The organism is Paenibacillus sp. Cedars, assembly GCF_003184205.1.
Taxonomy (GTDB): domain Bacteria; phylum Bacillota; class Bacilli; order Paenibacillales; family Paenibacillaceae; genus Paenibacillus_AQ; species Paenibacillus_AQ glucanolyticus.
In genome coordinates this window covers 1,300,683-1,316,968 of sequence record NZ_CP020866.1, presented here as the reverse complement: position 1 = coordinate 1,316,968, position 16,286 = coordinate 1,300,683, and the positions used below count along the sequence as shown (strand labels likewise).

At 50.4% G+C, this 16,286-nt stretch carries 15 protein-coding genes; 5 read left to right on the top strand and 10 right to left on the bottom strand.

Annotation, left to right across the window (positions count from 1 at the left end):
- The first annotated feature begins 42 nt into the window (after positions 1-42).
- Positions 43-726 carry a lysoplasmalogenase gene (locus B9D94_RS07750; protein WP_063480241.1) on the top strand — a complete coding sequence of 228 codons (684 nt, stop codon included), beginning with the start codon at positions 43-45 and terminating at the stop codon, positions 724-726.
- Positions 727-829: 103 nt separating this feature from the next.
- On the opposite strand, the gene B9D94_RS07745 is transcribed toward B9D94_RS07750, so the two are convergent.
- The 5 genes from B9D94_RS07745 to B9D94_RS07725 form a co-directional block, all read right to left on the bottom strand.
- Positions 830-1,543: an MgtC/SapB family protein gene (locus tag B9D94_RS07745; protein ID WP_006211755.1), complete on the bottom strand. Its 714-nt coding sequence runs from the start codon at positions 1,541-1,543 to the stop codon at positions 830-832.
- 42 nt (positions 1,544-1,585) lie between these two features.
- A complete protein-coding gene (locus tag B9D94_RS07740; protein ID WP_036641597.1) occupies positions 1,586-2,191 on the bottom strand; it encodes a glycerol-3-phosphate responsive antiterminator in 606 nt (201 codons plus the stop codon).
- A gap of 66 nt (positions 2,192-2,257) precedes the next feature.
- Complete coding sequence (locus tag B9D94_RS07735) at positions 2,258-3,070, bottom strand: HAD-IIA family hydrolase (protein ID WP_063480242.1); 813 nt, start codon at positions 3,068-3,070, stop codon at positions 2,258-2,260.
- A gap of 397 nt (positions 3,071-3,467) precedes the next feature.
- Entirely contained in the window at positions 3,468-5,168 is a 1,701-nt protein-coding gene (locus B9D94_RS07730) for a glycerol-3-phosphate dehydrogenase/oxidase (RefSeq protein ID WP_253806119.1), read from the bottom strand.
- A gap of 214 nt (positions 5,169-5,382) precedes the next feature.
- Positions 5,383-6,240 (bottom strand): helix-turn-helix domain-containing protein, encoded by an 858-nt coding sequence (locus B9D94_RS07725; protein ID WP_036641530.1) that lies wholly within the window; start codon positions 6,238-6,240, stop codon positions 5,383-5,385.
- A gap of 126 nt (positions 6,241-6,366) precedes the next feature.
- Here B9D94_RS07725 and B9D94_RS07720 point away from each other — a divergent pair, with 126 nt between their 5' ends.
- From B9D94_RS07720 to B9D94_RS07710, 3 genes are read left to right on the top strand one after another with little or no spacing between them, the layout of a single operon-like run.
- Positions 6,367-7,425, top strand: coding sequence for a Gfo/Idh/MocA family protein (locus tag B9D94_RS07720; RefSeq protein WP_006211761.1), 1,059 nt, complete (start codon positions 6,367-6,369; stop codon positions 7,423-7,425).
- Positions 7,422-8,279 (top strand): sugar phosphate isomerase/epimerase family protein, encoded by an 858-nt coding sequence (locus B9D94_RS07715; protein WP_036641529.1) that lies wholly within the window; start codon positions 7,422-7,424, stop codon positions 8,277-8,279. The genes B9D94_RS07720 and B9D94_RS07715 overlap by 4 nt, the downstream gene beginning before the upstream one ends.
- 38 nt (positions 8,280-8,317) lie before the next feature.
- Positions 8,318-9,214 carry a sugar phosphate isomerase/epimerase family protein gene (locus B9D94_RS07710; protein ID WP_006211763.1) on the top strand — a complete coding sequence of 299 codons (897 nt, stop codon included), beginning with the start codon at positions 8,318-8,320 and terminating at the stop codon, positions 9,212-9,214.
- A 148-nt stretch (positions 9,215-9,362) separates the two neighbouring features.
- Here B9D94_RS07710 and B9D94_RS07705 read toward each other — a convergent pair whose 3' ends face one another.
- Positions 9,363-10,394, bottom strand: coding sequence for a Gfo/Idh/MocA family protein (locus tag B9D94_RS07705; protein ID WP_148246759.1), 1,032 nt, complete (start codon positions 10,392-10,394; stop codon positions 9,363-9,365).
- A 24-nt stretch (positions 10,395-10,418) separates the two neighbouring features.
- Positions 10,419-11,306, bottom strand: a complete 888-nt coding sequence (locus tag B9D94_RS07700) for a sugar phosphate isomerase/epimerase family protein (RefSeq protein ID WP_006211765.1) — start codon at positions 11,304-11,306, stop codon at positions 10,419-10,421.
- A 258-nt stretch (positions 11,307-11,564) separates the two neighbouring features.
- Here B9D94_RS07700 and B9D94_RS07695 point away from each other — a divergent pair, with 258 nt between their 5' ends.
- Entirely contained in the window at positions 11,565-12,470 is a 906-nt protein-coding gene (locus B9D94_RS07695; RefSeq protein WP_036641525.1) for an AraC family transcriptional regulator, read from the top strand.
- Here B9D94_RS07695 and B9D94_RS07690 read toward each other — a convergent pair.
- Genes B9D94_RS07690 through B9D94_RS07680 form a run of 3 tightly spaced genes read right to left on the bottom strand, consistent with a single transcriptional unit; the run spans position 12,456 to position 16,095 of the window.
- A complete protein-coding gene (locus tag B9D94_RS07690) occupies positions 12,456-13,664 on the bottom strand; it encodes an aminotransferase class I/II-fold pyridoxal phosphate-dependent enzyme (protein ID WP_148246758.1) in 1,209 nt (402 codons plus the stop codon). The two genes, B9D94_RS07695 and B9D94_RS07690, sit on opposite strands and share 15 nt — an antisense overlap.
- Positions 13,591-14,589: a D-alanine--D-alanine ligase gene (locus tag B9D94_RS07685; protein WP_148246757.1), complete on the bottom strand. Its 999-nt coding sequence runs from the start codon at positions 14,587-14,589 to the stop codon at positions 13,591-13,593. The genes B9D94_RS07690 and B9D94_RS07685 overlap by 74 nt, the downstream gene beginning before the upstream one ends.
- A 48-nt stretch (positions 14,590-14,637) precedes the next feature.
- Positions 14,638-16,095 (bottom strand): aminotransferase-like domain-containing protein, encoded by a 1,458-nt coding sequence (locus B9D94_RS07680; protein WP_006211769.1) that lies wholly within the window; start codon positions 16,093-16,095, stop codon positions 14,638-14,640.
- Positions 16,096-16,286 lie beyond the last annotated feature (191 nt).

Here is a 16,286-nt window from a genome sequence, read left to right as displayed (position 1 = left end):
TTGTCTATGCATGAAGACTATATTCACAGGGAGGATACTATTTTGAAGCGTTACGGGTTGCCATTGGTCATCCTGATCATGAGCGTCATTTACATTTTCTTGATTCCATCTGAGCCATTAGCGGTCAAACTGCTGTTCAAGCTGATTCCGATGTGGCTCATCATACTCTTTGCTTATTGGCAATTCCCGCCATATAAATCAAAGGTTCATTATCTTCTGGTGATAGGGCTGTTCTTCTGTATGATTGGTGATGGAACACTGATCTGGTTCGTGGTCGGTCTCACCGCCTTTCTGATTGGACATCTGTTCTATGCGGCCGGCTTCCTCACACAATGGCGCTACTCGCTCCTCCGTTTCCTCAGCATCGTTCCAATCGCAATCTACTCGTTATTCATGGGCAGCGAATTGGTGTCTTCGATTAAGGCCAATGGAGATCACGGCTTGATTATTCCGGTTATCGCTTATATCACGGTCATTTCACTTATGCTCTGGTCGGCCATTATGACCGGGAACCGGTGGGCGATGCTCGGGAGCCTGCTGTTTGTCATCTCGGATTCGATCCTGTCCTGGAACATGTTTGTTTCAGATATTCGCTACTCCGGCGTGTGGATCATGACAACCTATTACGCCGCCCAATTTCTCATTGCACGCAGCATTGCAGCCTTCGATAGTCCTCACATGCAATCCGCAAGCAGCGCAGCCCTTAACACATCGGTTTTTAAATAGAACACAAAACAAGCTGAGCCCGGGTCCATCTTGCACCCGGGCTCAGCCCTGTTATCATTCATTGCTTTATCCTATTAAGGACCTAACTGGTACCGGCCCCTCTTTAATCCCGCCAATTCATGCGTACCTGCTTAATTCCCTCAACCTGCCACAGCTGCTCGAACAATCCGTTAATTCCCTTGCTGTTAAACGAATAGACCCGAAATTCCATCGTCACCTTGGTTGAATCATCTTCCAATGTATCGTTGTTGACGATCATGCCCTCAACGGTCATGTTCGCCCTTTGCAGCAAATCGGTAATGGTGCTGACATGAACCGGACGGTCCCCGGTCTCAATCATGATTTTTAGGCTGCCGGATTTCTTAATAAAGAGAAACCTCGATTCCAGTTTATTCAGCACCAGCGTGCTGACCAGAACAATCGCCGTTGTTATGATCGCTGGCCAATAAAACCCGGAACCAACACTTAAACCAATAGCCGCCGCTACCCATAAGGTTGCCGCCGTGGTGAGACCTGAAATGATATGATTCGAACGCCGCAGGATAGCCCCGGCTCCAAGAAAACCGATACCGCTTACAACTTGTGCGGCCAGCCGGGCAGGATCAAACCTCGCATTGGGATGATTGATCAGGGCTGAATCAAACCCGTAAATGGAAGTCAGCATAATCAGCGTTGAACCGACGGCTACCAAGAGATGCGTTTTTAGACCGGCCTGCTTGTTTCTGCGTTCGCGCTCCCAACCGATTAAACCGCCAAGCAGCGCAGCAAATAACAGCCGCATCAGCATGGTCCCTGTATCCAGTTGAAACACATCCATTTCTAATCTCCACCCATCCTTGTCATTTAAGGCGGCTCTTCGTTATGCCATATGTTCATCCTGCCAGCGCCATAACTCTTTGCTGGAGGTGGATATGCCGATTACACCGCTCTTCAGAGCTGTATCAAAATCCTCCAAATCGATCATGAGTCCTCCCGCGATGACAGGCACGTCCACCTCGGCACGAATACGGTCCATAATACGCTGACATACCATGCCCGGCAGAACTTCGATTGCGTCCGGATTGGAGGCCTTAATCATCTTGATTCCGTTATCCAGTGAGACGGAGTCAAATACAAATAGACGCTGAACTGTCAACAAGCCCAATTTTTTTGCTTCCACGATCGCTGTGTTTTTTGTTGTAACGATTCCGTCAATACCTGCCTTCTCGGCTAAATACCTGACTCCCGTCTTGTCTTTGCCGATTCCTTCAATGAGATCAAAATGAACAAATGAGAGCTTGCCAGCCTCAGAAATCTGCTCGACAATCGATTCAATCATAAAGATATCGGTCTTGAGAATAAAAACGATATTCGATTCGGTTGCCAGCACGGCGGGCAGTTCTTCGGCATGCATTAATGATGTGATAATGGGCCTTCGCTTCAAACAATACGAAATTCGTTGTGCACCTTCTACACTGGTTCTCATGTCTTCACCTCGTTGCCGCAGCAGCATCTCCAATTCTCCCGTTGCCCCGGCATATTTTTATATCCATCATGACTTTGCTTCATCTGCCTGCTCCAAGGCATGACCTGCGAGATAAATATCGTGGACCGAATTCAGGACGTAGGTAGGCGTAACGCTGCTGCCGATCAGGTCATCCCTGCCCGACACGCCAGTCAGCACCAATGCCGTACTCATTCCCGCCTCGTTTCCCATCCGAATATCCGTCTCAAGCCGATCCCCTGACATCAGGCATGCTTCCGCTTTCACTCCCAAAATATCAAGTGCCGTCAATGCCGTCAAGACGGAGGGCTTGCCCATGACAGTCGTAATTCGGATGCCCGCTGTACCTTCGATGGCACCAATCATGCCGCCACAATCGGGAATATCCCCGCCGGGCATGGGACATGTTCGATCCGGATGGGTTGCAATAACATCGGCGCCGTGTTTAATTGCCTGATATGCGAAATCCAGATGCCGATAGTGAAACTCCCGATCCCACGAAACGACCACAACATCGGTTTCCTCCGGCGTAGATGCGAATGAAATTCCGTTATCCAGCAGTTCATTCTTCAATATGTCCTCACCGATCACGTAGACCTGTGCACCCGGATGATGCTTCTGAAGATAATGGATCGTAACGAGTGCAGGGTTCAATATATGCTTCAGTTCTACCTCAATGCCAAGCTTCGCTAATTTCTTCAGATAATTTTCTCTGGAATCAATCGTTTTGTTAGTTAAAAACAACAGCTTCTTATCCAGCCCCTGCAAATAGTGAATGGTCTCAACAGCCCCATCAATCGCCTCGGCCCCCAGATAGATCGTACCATCCAAATCAAAAATATAACCTGAAAAATGATCCATTGTCGTTCTCCTCTGCATGTTCAATCTGTAACTTCCGCCTGCAAACGTAAATGGGACGTAAATGGGACATGTTCTGGTTAGATCAGTTCTGTTATGCAATCACAGCCCCCATCCGTATGTATACATATGACAGCACCATTCCCTTTAGTCCTTGGGCAAGCGATCATACGGATACAAAAAAAAGAGAAACACTTCGCATTAAAAACGCTTTCATCCATGACAAATGAAAGGTTCGTTATGCAAAGGGCTTCTCATCATCTCTGCCCAGCTCTATAACTTCATATGGTTATACTACATCCAGCTTTTACATTTGACAAGATGATAATAATTCAGAATTATCGAATCATGGCTGAGATGGTGGGAGAATCCTCCTCTTTCTCTTGGGTGTCCACCATTTCTACATGTTCCCTACCCAAAGGATACGGAAACAGCTCCGTCCTGTCGCCTGCAGGAGCCCCCATGCCAACTGCAATTGATCCTGCAGCAGCTCCAGCTGTCTGTCAACTTCCTCTTGACTCCATTCTAAATAATCCCTCATCATCTCGATTACGGGAGCGATTAACCTCTCGGCCCTTGGCCGGTCAAACAGCACCCAGCCCGTTCTTCTTAGCAGAAAATCAACAGCGGTTATTGTCATCTCATGTTCTATGGAGTACTGGATTTCTGCTCGCAGCACTCTAATTTCCATCGATTCCGACGCCTGCGAAGCAGCATGAATCCGATGAAGCAGCTCTTTTGTATTAGAGCCGTATCGGGTCATCAAGCCCAGCATGAGCTCCGACGGGATGCCAAGCGATTTCCCCTGCTTAACCAGCATTTCTCGCAATTCCTCATAAGTAAGACCATTCAGCTCTCCGCCGCTTATCGGTACCCGGTCTGTTGTACAAGGAGGATAGATGGTGCCATCTGCCTCTTGAAGCTGTCTGGCAGCCAGGTTCACAACCTTCTCGGCCATTTTCCGAAATCCGGTCAGCTTTCCGCCTGCAATGGTAATCAATCCAGAATCGGATACAACCATTTCGTCCTTTCCGGATATCTCCGAGGGCCCCTTCCCTTCCTCGCGCACGAGAGGACGAAGTCCAGACCAGCCCGCTTCGATATCGCTTATCTTCAAATGGACATCCGGGAAAGCATGACGAACCGCATCAAGGAGATACCGCCGATCTTCAGCGGTAACGCCCGGCGTCTCCGTTGCACCTTCGTATACGGTATCGGTTGTTCCGATGTAGGTCTTGCCCTCCCTGGGAATAACGAATATCATTCGGCCACCGGGCACATCAAAATAAGCAGCTTGTCGTATCGGGAGCTTCGCATGATCCACCACCAGGTGAACGCCCTTGGTGAATAATAATGACCTGCCTTTCAGCGAATTGTCCTTCTGCCTGACCTGATCTGCCCATAGACCGGTTGCATTCACGATTTTTTTGGCGAATACCTCATAGGTTTCCCCGCTCCATTGATCCTCCACGTGAGCACCTACCACTCTTCCCCCGCGATAAATAAATGCGCATACTTTAGCGTAATTCGCGATCAGCGCTCCCCTGGCCCGTGCAGACTTCATCACTTCAACCGTTAGCCGTGCATCATCGGTGCGATATTCGTAATAATAACCGCAGCCTCGTAACCCCTCCTTACGAAGGAGCGGCTCCAGCGCTAGGGTTCCCTCGCGTCGGAACATGGTCACCCGCTCACTGCCCTTGACCCCCGCCAGCCAGTCATGCAGATACAATCCGATGGCTCTGGCCAAATAACCGTAGGTGCCTTTCTTATAAATAGGCATTAGCATCGGAATCGGCTCCACAAGATGCGGAGCGCTCCGGTGAAGCAGCGCCCGCTCGTAGCCTGCTTCACGTACCAAGCCAAGCTCTCCCTGCCGCAAATACCGGAGACCGGCATGGATCAGCTTCGTCGATCTGCTGCTTGTTCCCGAAGCCAAATCGCCCATCTCGACCAAGCCGACGGCCATCCCCCTGCAGCTGGCGTCCCAAGCAATTCCCGCACCCGTGATACCGCCGCCAATCACCAGCACATCCAGCTTGCTAGCCGACATGTCCTGCAAATATTGGGTCCGCATCCTAGCGGATAAGCTTGTGCCCACCTGACATTCCCCTCCCTGAATCTATTAAGAAAAACGTATAAATCTAAAAAAGAACCGCATCTGCTGAATGCATACTGAAATACAGTACGCATTGAAGCAAAAGGGTTCTCCATGATCTCTGCCCGTTTATGCAATAAATATGATTATTCATTATATGTTGCTTTTATGCTTATGTCTACATAGAACCTGTTATTAGAACTTTGCAGGTCTAATGTCATTTTTTTCGTAAAGCCGATGGAGCCATTCGCTTATATTTCTTGAAGGTCCGGCTGAAATAATAAATATCGTTGAATCCGGTAGCCGCCGCAATTTCCGATACCGTAAGCGGACTTTCGCGGAGCAGGTAATCCGCCCGGTTAAGCCTGGTTTCATTCACGTACTCCGTCACGGTCCGGCCGCTGATCTCCTTGAACAATCGGCTGAAATGAAATCGGCTGAGACCGGCCATGCCGGATAACAGCTCCACGGACAGATCGTCCCGGTAATGCTCTTCAATGTATTTGAATATCGGCGCAAACCGCTCCACATTTTTCATTCGCTCCACGTATTCGTCCTGTGTGAGAACCGTGGCGACATAACCTCGCAGCAGCAGCGTAAGCAGCCGGTACAGCTCCGATTTGATGGCCAGCTCATAGCCGAATTCCTGCCGTTCCAGCTCCTTGATAATGGATAGCATGGGTGCCAGCGCATCATCCCCGTTGATTCGGTTCTCGAAGATCAGACGGTTCTGGGTGATCGGTGTGATGAATTTCATCTCGGGCGCATCCAGGGAATGGCTCTGCAGCAGCGAGAAATCAGCGATTAACGCATAATAAAACAAATGTTCCGACTGGCTGAGCCCGTAATGCAGTTCATTCCGGTTTATGACGATCATATCGCCTTCCTTGGCGGTGAAGGTGGACGATCCGCATTCCAGCGTCGCTTCTCCCGAAACAAAATACAGAATTTCAAGATGCTCATGCCAATGATGGTTAAATAAAACCTGTCCCCGGCCATCAAACTCGCAACGATGAACCTTGATTGGAAACTGAGGATCCGGCATCGTCATCGGTTCTCGCAGTGTTTTGTCCAATGCTCTGATCTCCTTCCCGTAAGACAGCACAATTGTACAAACAAACAGCACGGTTTATCATGGTGTCTTCCTCTAAAAGGATTATAATACGAAAGTGTAATGCAGTAAATTCAGAGGAGTGAAATCATGAAATCTATTAATGTTGGCGTCATTGGCACTGGATCGATCTCTGCTATGCATTTGCAATCCTATCAAAAACATGCGAACGCGAATTTGCTCGCCGTGTGTGATTTAAATGAAGAAAGAGCACAGCGTGCAGCTGAAAAATACGGCGCTACCAAAGTCTATACAGACTATAACGAACTTCTGGCTGATCCCGATATCGATGCGGTCAGCATCTGTACCTGGAACAATACCCATGCCGAAATCAGCATCGCGGCACTGAATGCCGGCAAACACGTTCTGGTTGAGAAACCTCTCTGCCGTACGGTTGAGGAAGCGCTTCAAGTACAGGAAGCCGTGAAATCCTCGGGCAAGCTGCTTCAGGTCGGATTCGTAAGACGTTACGACCCTAACGCCCAGATGCTGCGTGAGTTTGCAGACAAGGGGGAATTCGGGGATATTTACTTCGCGAAGGCGTCCTCCATCCGTCGTCTCGGTAATCCGGGCGGCTGGTTCTCCGACATCGAACGTTCCGGCGGCGGCCCCCTCATCGATATCGGCGTGCATGTCATTGACCTGTGCTGGTATATGATGGGACGTCCAAAGCCAGTTGCCGTCAGCGCAAATACATACCGGAAACTGGGCAACCGCTCCAATGTTCGCAACCTGTCCTTCTACAAGGCAGCTGATTACGACGCGGAGAAAAATACGGTTGAAGATATGGCAAATGCGATGATCCGTTTTGAAAACGGTGCCTCTTTGCTGGTGGACGTGAGCTTCACCCTGCACTCCAAGGAAAACCTGCAATCCGTTAAGTTGTATGGAGACAAGGGCGGATTCGAGATTGATCCTGAGGTTTCCATCGTAACCGAGAAACACGATACCATCATCAATATCCAGCCGCAAACAGACAACAAAGGATTCGACTTCGATGCCGCTTTCCAAAGCGAAGTCAATCACTTCATTTCCTGTATCGAGAACGGCACGACACCGCTCAGCCCGGTTGAAGACGGCGTTGAGATCATGAAGATTCTGTGCGGTATCTATGAATCCGCTGAGAAAGGAGCTGAAGTTCTGCTATGAAACTTGGAGTGAGCTCATACAGCCTGTATCAGGCCATGAACAAAGGCGAGATGACCATTACCGATGTCATCGACTACGTTGCAGAGATCGGCGGAGAGCATATCGAGATCGTTCCGCTCGGCTTTAACCTGAAGGAAACGCCGGAGCTGATCGATACCATCAAATCCCATGCTGCATCCAAAGGGCTTGAGATTTCCAATTATGCCATCGGCGCCAATTTTGCGGAATTGGATGACGCTGCCTATGAAGCGGAAATTGAAAGAGTTAAAGGCGAAGTGGACATAGCGGCGGCCCTTGGCGTTAAGCTGATGCGCCATGACGTTGCTTCTTCCAAGGACTTGTCCATTACTCATTTTCTGGAGGAACTCCCGCGTCTGGCCAATGCTTGCCGTATCATTGCCGATTACGCGGCAGAACACGGCATCACCACCAGCGTGGAGAACCACGGATATTTCATACAGCAGAGCGACCGTGTAAAAACACTTGTCCAAACCGTAAATCATCCAAACTTCAAAACAACCCTGGATATCGGGAATTTCCTCTGTGCGGATGAGGTATCCACCGTGGCTGTAGCCAACAATATCGGCTTGGCCTCGATGGTTCACTTCAAGGACTTCTATTATCGCCCGGCCAAGCGTGTGCCTGGATCCGGCTGGTTCAACACCTCGAGCGGCAATTGGCTCCGGGGCGCGATTGTCGGCCAAGGCGATATCGATATGCCGGAAGTCGTTCGCATCGTGAAAGAATCCGGTTATGACGGCTACATCTCGATCGAATTCGAAGGATTGGAAGATTGCCGTACGGGAGCCAAATTTGGATTGGAATATGTCCGCAAAGCATGGAATGAAGTTTAATTCAGACGGACGATGGATGATATAAGGAGGATATAACGATGTCGAAGCCTATCATGCCTAACAAAATTGGCGTTATTGTGGACAGCTTTCGTGTTGGCGTAAGAGAAGGTCTTATCAAGGCTCGGGATGTTGGTGCCGATGGTGTTCAGATTTATGCCGTTCATGGCGAAATGGACCCAGCCAACCTGTCTGCTTCCGCTCGCAAAGAATTGAAGGATTATATCGAATCACTCGGACTTGAAATCTCCGCACTCGTGGGTGACCTTGGCGGACACGGCTTCCAGGACCCTGCTGAAAATGCGGCCAAGATCGAAAAATCCAAACGGATCATGGAGCTTGGTTTGGAGCTTGGAACGAATATTATCACAACCCATATCGGTATCGTTCCGCAGGACCACAACGGCCGCGTATACGAAACGATGCACAATGCCTGCGTGGAGCTCAGCACCTTCGCAAATTCCATGAACGCATTCTTTGCCATCGAGACGGGCCCCGAGCCTTCCGCCCACTTGAAGGCATTCCTCGACGGTTTGGGTTCCAACGGCGTATCGGTTAACTTCGACCCGGCAAATATGGTCATGGTTACAGGGGATGATCCGGTACAGGGCGTGTACAACCTGAAGGATTATATCGTCCATACGCATGCGAAGGACGGAATCAAGCTCGCCGACTATATCGATCCTCGCGATGTATACGGCGATTTCGGATACGAAGCGCCGCCGCTGGACCATGACTTAATCGCCGATATGGCAGAATCCGGCGAGAAGTTCCGTGAGGTTCCGCTCGGCGAAGGCGGCGTGAACTGGTCGGCATATCTGCAAGCCCTCAAAGACATTGGCTACACCGGATATCTGACGATCGAACGCGAAGTGAAAGCAAATCCGGAGGCTGACATCAAACTCGCCGTAGATTTTCTGAAGACGTTCAGAGCCTAACCGATTCATTACCATACAGAGTCTCGCTGCAACGGGTCTGGGCCTAATAAGAGCCTCACGCAGCGGGCTCCATATGCAAAAGCAGGCAGATCAAGGATATTTCCCGATCTGCCTGCTTTTTTTATTCATGCCATGTTGATGAACTTAGTTAAGATACGGTCTGCTTCCCAGGCAATGTCTCCAAGGAGCCGTTCGCATTCGCGGAACGGATCTCGGCCTCGATAATTTCCAGTGATCCGGCAGCGCTTTCCGGTGTGCATACCGTTACGGGTGTCCCTTGTGCAACATGCTCAAGGAAATACTGGAGTTCGCGATAGTAACCGGAATCACCGGACAGCTCAGCCGTAAAGCCCGGAGCATCTTCAGGATAAACCTTCAATTCATTATTCTGGAACACAAGCGTAGCCTGCTCCAGATTCACCCGGTATCCCATATGGAATCCGTGTTCACCGCTCAGTGTCCAGTCCGCATGGGCGTTAATCACCTTACCATCCGGATAGCTGTAATGAGTGGACACGATATCGTACAGGCTGCCTTCAATGATGGTTTTGGCGAATGTGGATACCCGTTCCGGCTTGCCCATCAGCCAGTGGATCATATCCACGTCATGGACATGCATGTCGGTGATGCAGCCACCGCTTTTGTCCCCTTCCAGGAACCAGCCCTTCGGCGGTTCGGAGCCGCGGAAGAACTCCCCCGCTACGATGCTTCCGTATCGTCCGTCCTCCACGCAGGCTTTTAAATATTCATAAGCAGGCCAGAAACGCAGGCATTGTCCGATCATCAACGTTTTGCCTGTACGCTCTGCTGTTTTCACCATGCACCAGGCTTCTTCTGCACTGCCTGCCATCGGCTTCTCACACATGACGTGAATCCCCTTCTCCAGCAGCATGCAGGTCATATCCGCATGTAAATAAGTCGGCAGACATACGTCCACGATATCAAGCTCTTCATTCTCCAGCATACTGTCTACATGATCGTAGAGATGATAGGGCTCCAGATCATATACATCACGCTCAGTGGCCATATTGCCATTGGCTTTGCTGTCTTTCAGCTCATCGATACGCAGATCGCAGATGGCAACCAGCTTAATGTCGGCACCTTCTTCCATGAGACGGACATAATTGTCGAAATGCATGCGTCCCATGAAACCAAAACCCAATATTCCGATTTTCAGCATCCTATATTCCCTCCGTATCCCTTATTATGATTGGCCTTGACGCTGGCGCGCGTCAGGCTGGCGCAATGACGGTGTACGTCCGAGAATCGCATCCATTGCATTGGATGTATTAAAAATGATCTGCTCCGAATAGTGGGTGTAGGCCGGGATCATCTCTGCCGTAACATAGTTGTCATAGCCGATTAAACGCAGCGCTTCCACCACGGCCGGGTAATCAACGTCTCCTGCCAGCAAATCAACAAAGCCGTGCAGCCCGCCAGCTTGCCTGCGGTAGTCCTTGAAATGGACTTTTTTGATCCGCTGACCCAGAATCCGAATCCACTGCTCGGGATAACCGTTATGAACAACATTCCCTACGTCAAAATAGGAGCCGACATAATCGGAACCGATCTCGTCAATGAAATTTCGCAATTCCAGCGGCGACAGCAGAAATTTGTTCCACACATTCTCAAGCGCGATGGCAACACCGGCACTCTCTGCAAACGGCACCAGCTTACGAATGGATTCTTGAGCGCGATCGTATGCATATTCGTAATCAATCACGGCGGAGCCAGGGATGAAATCGACGCCGACCGCGCCGGGGATAACCAAAATGGCGTCCACGCCGAATGCGGCAGCCAGTTCCAGCTGCTTCTTGCAAACATCCATCGCTTTTTCACGGACAGCCGGGTCTTCGCTTGTCATTGGATAATCCCAATAAAGGCCTGTTGCCAGTCCTGCAATTTCCAGGTCCGCGTCTTTCAGCTGTGCAGCGATGTTCTGCACTTCCTTATCACCGGCTTGGAGCCCAAGCTCGCCCGTTTGGTTTAATGACAATTCGATTCCGTCAAACCCAGCTTCTTTTGCCAATCGGATGCAGTCGGAGATGGCCGCATCCCCTTGGAATGACCAAATGTTAATCCCTTTCTTCATGACGAATCCCTCCTCAAATCAATAGGTTGATTGATGCAGCTTCCGCTTTCACATGGAAGTCTTTGAAAATAAATTGAAAGATTCATGTAACGCAACATTTGACTTTTTCCGTCAAGTTGTAAATAAACCATCAGGATGTAATAATACTTATATAATAAATAAATATTCCATCAAATGATTTAGATAGAAAAGTGATTATTTGGACAATTCCGTTCTCTTCAAAAATTTTATTTCATCCCTTTCTGGAGTGATTTATCTATGAACGATACAAACTCGGATTACCCGATAAAGCGTGAAGCGTCCTTCCGGGAATGGTCGCCCAGCATTCATTATGCTCAATTCCAACGCATGGCGACGGGGGCTCTCCCGAGGCGAAGATTGTACGATTTCGAGCTGCTCTACGTATGCCATGGCGCAGCCGCCACAACGATGAACGGGAATCGGTATGTCATCGAAGCCGGGCAGCTCATTTTCCTGCCCTCCGGTGTTTACCATCAGAATGAGGTGATATCTGAGCCTGATGCGCGATTTTTGGGAATTCATTTTGATTTCTTTGATGAACTGGACATTCAGACCGAAGCGGACATGATTGTGAACGAATCCGTGCTGGCTCCGGATAAATTTGCTCAAGAAGCGGTTTCATCCGCTTTCCTTCCGCTGTCCTCACGGACCATCTACACGCCTCCATTGCCTTGTGTTCAGATGATGGAACGCATCGTTGAAGAGTTCACCTACCGTCCTGCCGGATATGAACTCGCCTGCAAAGGACTGATGCTGGACGTGCTGGTTCAATTGTGTCGGACGCATCCTTTCCAGGCCCTGACGGAAACGTCACCGCATGATGCCAAACTGATTGATCTGATGAGCCAAATCGAAAAAACTCCAGCCAAAGACTGGAGCAATAAAATAATAGCCGAGCATTTAATGTTAAGTGCCGATCATACCGCGAAATTATTCAAACGATTTGCCGGAATGCCACCCAGTGAATTTGTGCAATCCGTTCGTCACCGGGAAGCAAGGCGGCTCCTCCGGGAATCCGATATTTCGATCGAGGCGGTTGGCGAAGGCGTCGGATACCCGGATATTCATTATTTCAGCCGGATTTTCCGCAGGTTAGAGGGGATCACCGCTACGGATTACCGTAAACTCTCAAGAATTCTGTAGGATGTGCAGGTCCTGGACTGCACGGGATGAGTGTGCCCTAAGCCAAAGATCTATTCGATCAAGCGCTTCTGTCAGCCGAGCGGAGGAAGCGGCATACGAGCAGCGGATAAAACCTTCGCCGCCAGCGCCGAACACATGACCCGGTACAACAGCGACTTTCGCTTCCCGAAGCAGCCGCTCTGCGAACTGCTGCGATCCAAGGCCGGTTTCTGCAATGCTGGGAAAGGCATAGAAAGCACCTTGCGGATCGCGGCAGGTCAGGCCGATATCGCTCAGACCCTGTACAAACATCCTTCTGCGTTCATCATAAGCCAGCTTCATGGCATCCCGATCCCCGAGTCCGTTCCGCAGACATTCGATAGCGGCAATCTGTCCCATGATGGGTGCGCATAGGGCAGTGTACTGATGAATCTTGACCATGGCGCTCACCAAGTCCCGATCTCCGCAGAGGTAGCCGACACGCCAGCCCGTCATCGCAAACGCTTTGGAGAAGCCGCTGATGACAATGGTGCGTTCCCGCATTCCAGGCAGTGAAGCGATGCTGGTATGTGTGCGGCCATAGGTAAGATCCGCGTACATCTCGTCGGAGATGACCACCAAATTGTGCGAAACGGCCAGGCGGGCAATCGGGAGCCAATCCTCATAAGTCATGACGGCACCTGTCGGATTGGTCGGAAAATTAACAACGATCGCTTTGGTCCGGGGTGTAATTACCTTCTGAAGTTCATCCGCGGTTAATTTGAAGCCCTCCTCTGCCGATAGCTCCAGTTCTACCACATTCCCCCCATTCAGCTGAACAAGCGGAGCATAGGCAATGTACCCGGGTACCGGAATGATGATTTCGTCTCCCGGCGAGATGAGCGCCCGCAGAGCAAGATCAATCGCTTCACTGCCGCCAACGGTGACCAGAACCTCTCGTGACGGTTCATATTCCAGCTGAAAGCCCTTGTGCAGGTATTCCGCGATTGCTTCTCTTAACTCCAGAAGACCCTCGTTTGGCGTATACATCGTACGCCCATGCTCCAAAGCGCGCTTGCAGGCTTCTATCGCACACTGAGGTGTCACAAAATCCGGCTCACCTACGCCCAGAGAAATGACATCATCGTCCGCTTCGGCCGCATTAAAAAACTGTCGAATTCCGGATGGGGGCATATCTTGCACAGTCGGCGATATAAAGCTGCTCGTTGTATTCATATCCTTCTACTCCTTGTTTTTCGCTTTTTCGTTCCGTTAATGAGAATTCAATAATGGCATCGAGCAAACTGCTGAACGAATATCCCGCTGCTTCCGCGCTTCTTGGCAGCAGACTGGTCCGCGTTAAACCCGGGAGGGTGTTAACCTCCAAAATATAAGGAATATTATCCTTCAGGATGATATCGATTCTGGCATACACACTGCACTTCAGTGCCTTGTAACATTGAATCGCCGCCGCTTTCACTGCCTTCCGAAGTTCGGGGGGCAGCTCGATCACCTGCTCATCCGCTTCGCCTTCCACATATTTGGACGTGTAGTCAAAAAATTCGGAGTTCGGTTTAATCGACACAATCGGAAGCATTTCCCCGTTCAGGATCGGGCAAGTGATCTCCTCTCCATCGATGAATTGTTCAATCATCACGGCGCGATCCCATTGGAGCGCCTCCTCGACAGCGGATGCCAGCTCATCTTGGATACGGACAATCCGGGTGCCAATGCTGGACCCGCCTGCATTCGGCTTCACAACAACGGGGAAGCCCAGCCCTTCCACATCCGCGGCGGCCAGCTCCTGCATACTGCCCACCACGACCCAGTCTGCGGTAAACAAACCTTCGCAGCGCAGCAGCTTCTTGCTCAGGTCTTTATCCATGCAGACACTGCTGGACAGGACATCGCTGCCGGTGTACGGTATCCCGAGAGAGTCCAGCGTACCTTGCACCGTGCCGTCCTCCCCGTATTTGCCGTGCAGCGCGAGCAGGGCGATGTCGATGCCTTCGGTCTTGCTGATCAGCTCGCGTTTGTCATCAATCTCGATCGGGCAAACCTCGTAGCGGTTTTTATCCAGATGGGAGAGCATCTCCCTGCCGGTAGCCAGCGAAACCTCCCTCTCTGATGATACGCCTCCCATGATGACACCAACCTTCATGATGCTGTCCTCCTAAACTGTTATTCTTCCGATCTCTTTTTTGCCCTGCTAGTTGAGCAGCTTCCTCGCCGTTTCACCGATAATGCGGATCCCCTTCTCGATGTTCTCGTCCGAGACGCGTGAGAAGCCGAGGCGCATCGTGTGATGACCTCCGCCATCGGTATGGAAAATATCACCCGGCGTGAATACGACGCCCTGGGCGGAGCAGGCAGCAAGCAGCTCCCGCGTCCGGAAATCCGGACCAAATTCAACAAACAGATGAAGTCCACCGTCTCCGGACAAGCGCTCCATCGGAATCCATTCCTCACAGCAGCGGATCGCAAGCTCATATTTTCGCTTATACTCCGCCTTGGCCCTTTTTAAATATTTCTCGAAGTTGCCGTTGTACAGATATTGATAGAGCAGGGATTGATCCAGCGTCGACGTATGGATGCTGCGGGCACGCTTCACGCTTTCGAGATAATGAATCAGCGTCTTGTCGGCAAGCACCCAACCGACGCGCAGGCCAGGGAACAAAATTTTCGAGAAACTGCCCAAATAGATCACGCTGTTGTTCTCCCCCCCTGCACATGCAACGAGAGGGGCAATATGCGAGCCCGAATAACGCAGCTCCTCATTGAAACCATCTTCAATAACGGGAATCTGATACTCATTCAGCAATCGCAGAGCTTCAAGCCTCTTCTGGTGAGACATAACAATTCCTGTAGGATTATGATAGGAAGGCACAAGGTACGCCAGATCGTAAGGGCGCTTCGACAGCTCGCGTGCAAGCCCTGTCAGGCTGATGCCGTCCGGCTCCATCTCGACGCCGGTGATGTCGTACCCGTGCATTTTAAAATTTTTTATGGCTGTATGGTGGGTTGGATTCTCACACAGAATGCGTCCATGCCCCTGGTTCAAGGTCGATAAGACCAGGCTCAGCGCTTCTGTAAAACCGCTTGTGATAAGCAGATCCTTGCCCTGGATATTCACGCCCTTGTTCTCCATATAACGGAGAAGATAATCGATGAGCGGTTTATAACCCTTGGCATAACCGTAGTTAAGGAGAACCTCCCCTTCAAGCGACATCCGGTCCAGAAATGCACGCTTTACATTTTGCAGATCAAACAGCTTCTCATCGGGAGCGATGCTTGTAAAAGATATGGCGCCCTTCTCGGCGCGGATGCCATGCTTCATCAGATCATTCTCTTCCGCGAGCCGGGCGTAATCATTCAGACGCGGAGCCCAATCCAGCCGCTTACCTTCTAGCTGTACAGATACCCCACTTACCGACGGGACAACGAAATGTCCCTGCCCTTTGACCGCGTAGATATAGCCTTCGTCCTCCAAATCCGAGTAAGCGCTGAGCACCGTATTACGGCTAACCCGAAGTAAAACACTCAGCTCTCGCGTGGAGGGAAGCTTCTGATCCGCTTGCAGCGCACCGGTTGTCATCAAGCGCTTCATGTAATCCTTGACTTGAATATATGCCGGACGGTCATCCGCAAACTTGAAATCCAAATACATCGTATTACCCCCTTGCCTCTATGATGGCATAAATTCAGCTGCACCACTAGAACCACAGCAGACCTCTTTCGCCGAAGGCGTGGTTGGCCTTAATCGCCCATGAATCCCTCAACCACCTCTATGGGTTAAAAAAGGACTTTTACGTTGATAAGCAGAACTATATCATCTTCACTCAAATAAGGAGGCGATTG

Bases quoted from the DNA above. Each gene is read 5' to 3' on its own strand.
- B9D94_RS07685 (WP_148246757.1), bottom strand. From the start codon at position 14,589: ATGAAGGTTGGTGTCATCATGGGAGGCGTATCATCAGAGAGGGAGGTT.
- B9D94_RS07745 (WP_006211755.1), bottom strand. From the start codon at position 1,543: ATGGATGTGTTTCAACTGGATACAGGGACCATGCTGATGCGGCTGTTA.
- B9D94_RS07700 (WP_006211765.1), bottom strand. From the start codon at position 11,306: ATGAAGAAAGGGATTAACATTTGGTCATTCCAAGGGGATGCGGCCATC.
- B9D94_RS07705 (WP_148246759.1), bottom strand. From the start codon at position 10,394: ATGCTGAAAATCGGAATATTGGGTTTTGGTTTCATGGGACGCATGCAT.
- B9D94_RS07715 (WP_036641529.1), top strand. From the start codon at position 7,422: ATGAAACTTGGAGTGAGCTCATACAGCCTGTATCAGGCCATGAACAAA.
- B9D94_RS07720 (WP_006211761.1), top strand. From the start codon at position 6,367: ATGAAATCTATTAATGTTGGCGTCATTGGCACTGGATCGATCTCTGCT.
- B9D94_RS07680 (WP_006211769.1), bottom strand. From the start codon at position 16,095: ATGTATTTGGATTTCAAGTTTGCGGATGACCGTCCGGCATATATTCAA.
- B9D94_RS07695 (WP_036641525.1), top strand. From the start codon at position 11,565: ATGAACGATACAAACTCGGATTACCCGATAAAGCGTGAAGCGTCCTTC.
- B9D94_RS07690 (WP_148246758.1), bottom strand. From the start codon at position 13,664: ATGAATACAACGAGCAGCTTTATATCGCCGACTGTGCAAGATATGCCC.
- B9D94_RS07735 (WP_063480242.1), bottom strand. From the start codon at position 3,070: ATGGATCATTTTTCAGGTTATATTTTTGATTTGGATGGTACGATCTAT.
- B9D94_RS07740 (WP_036641597.1), bottom strand. From the start codon at position 2,191: ATGAGAACCAGTGTAGAAGGTGCACAACGAATTTCGTATTGTTTGAAG.
- B9D94_RS07710 (WP_006211763.1), top strand. From the start codon at position 8,318: ATGTCGAAGCCTATCATGCCTAACAAAATTGGCGTTATTGTGGACAGC.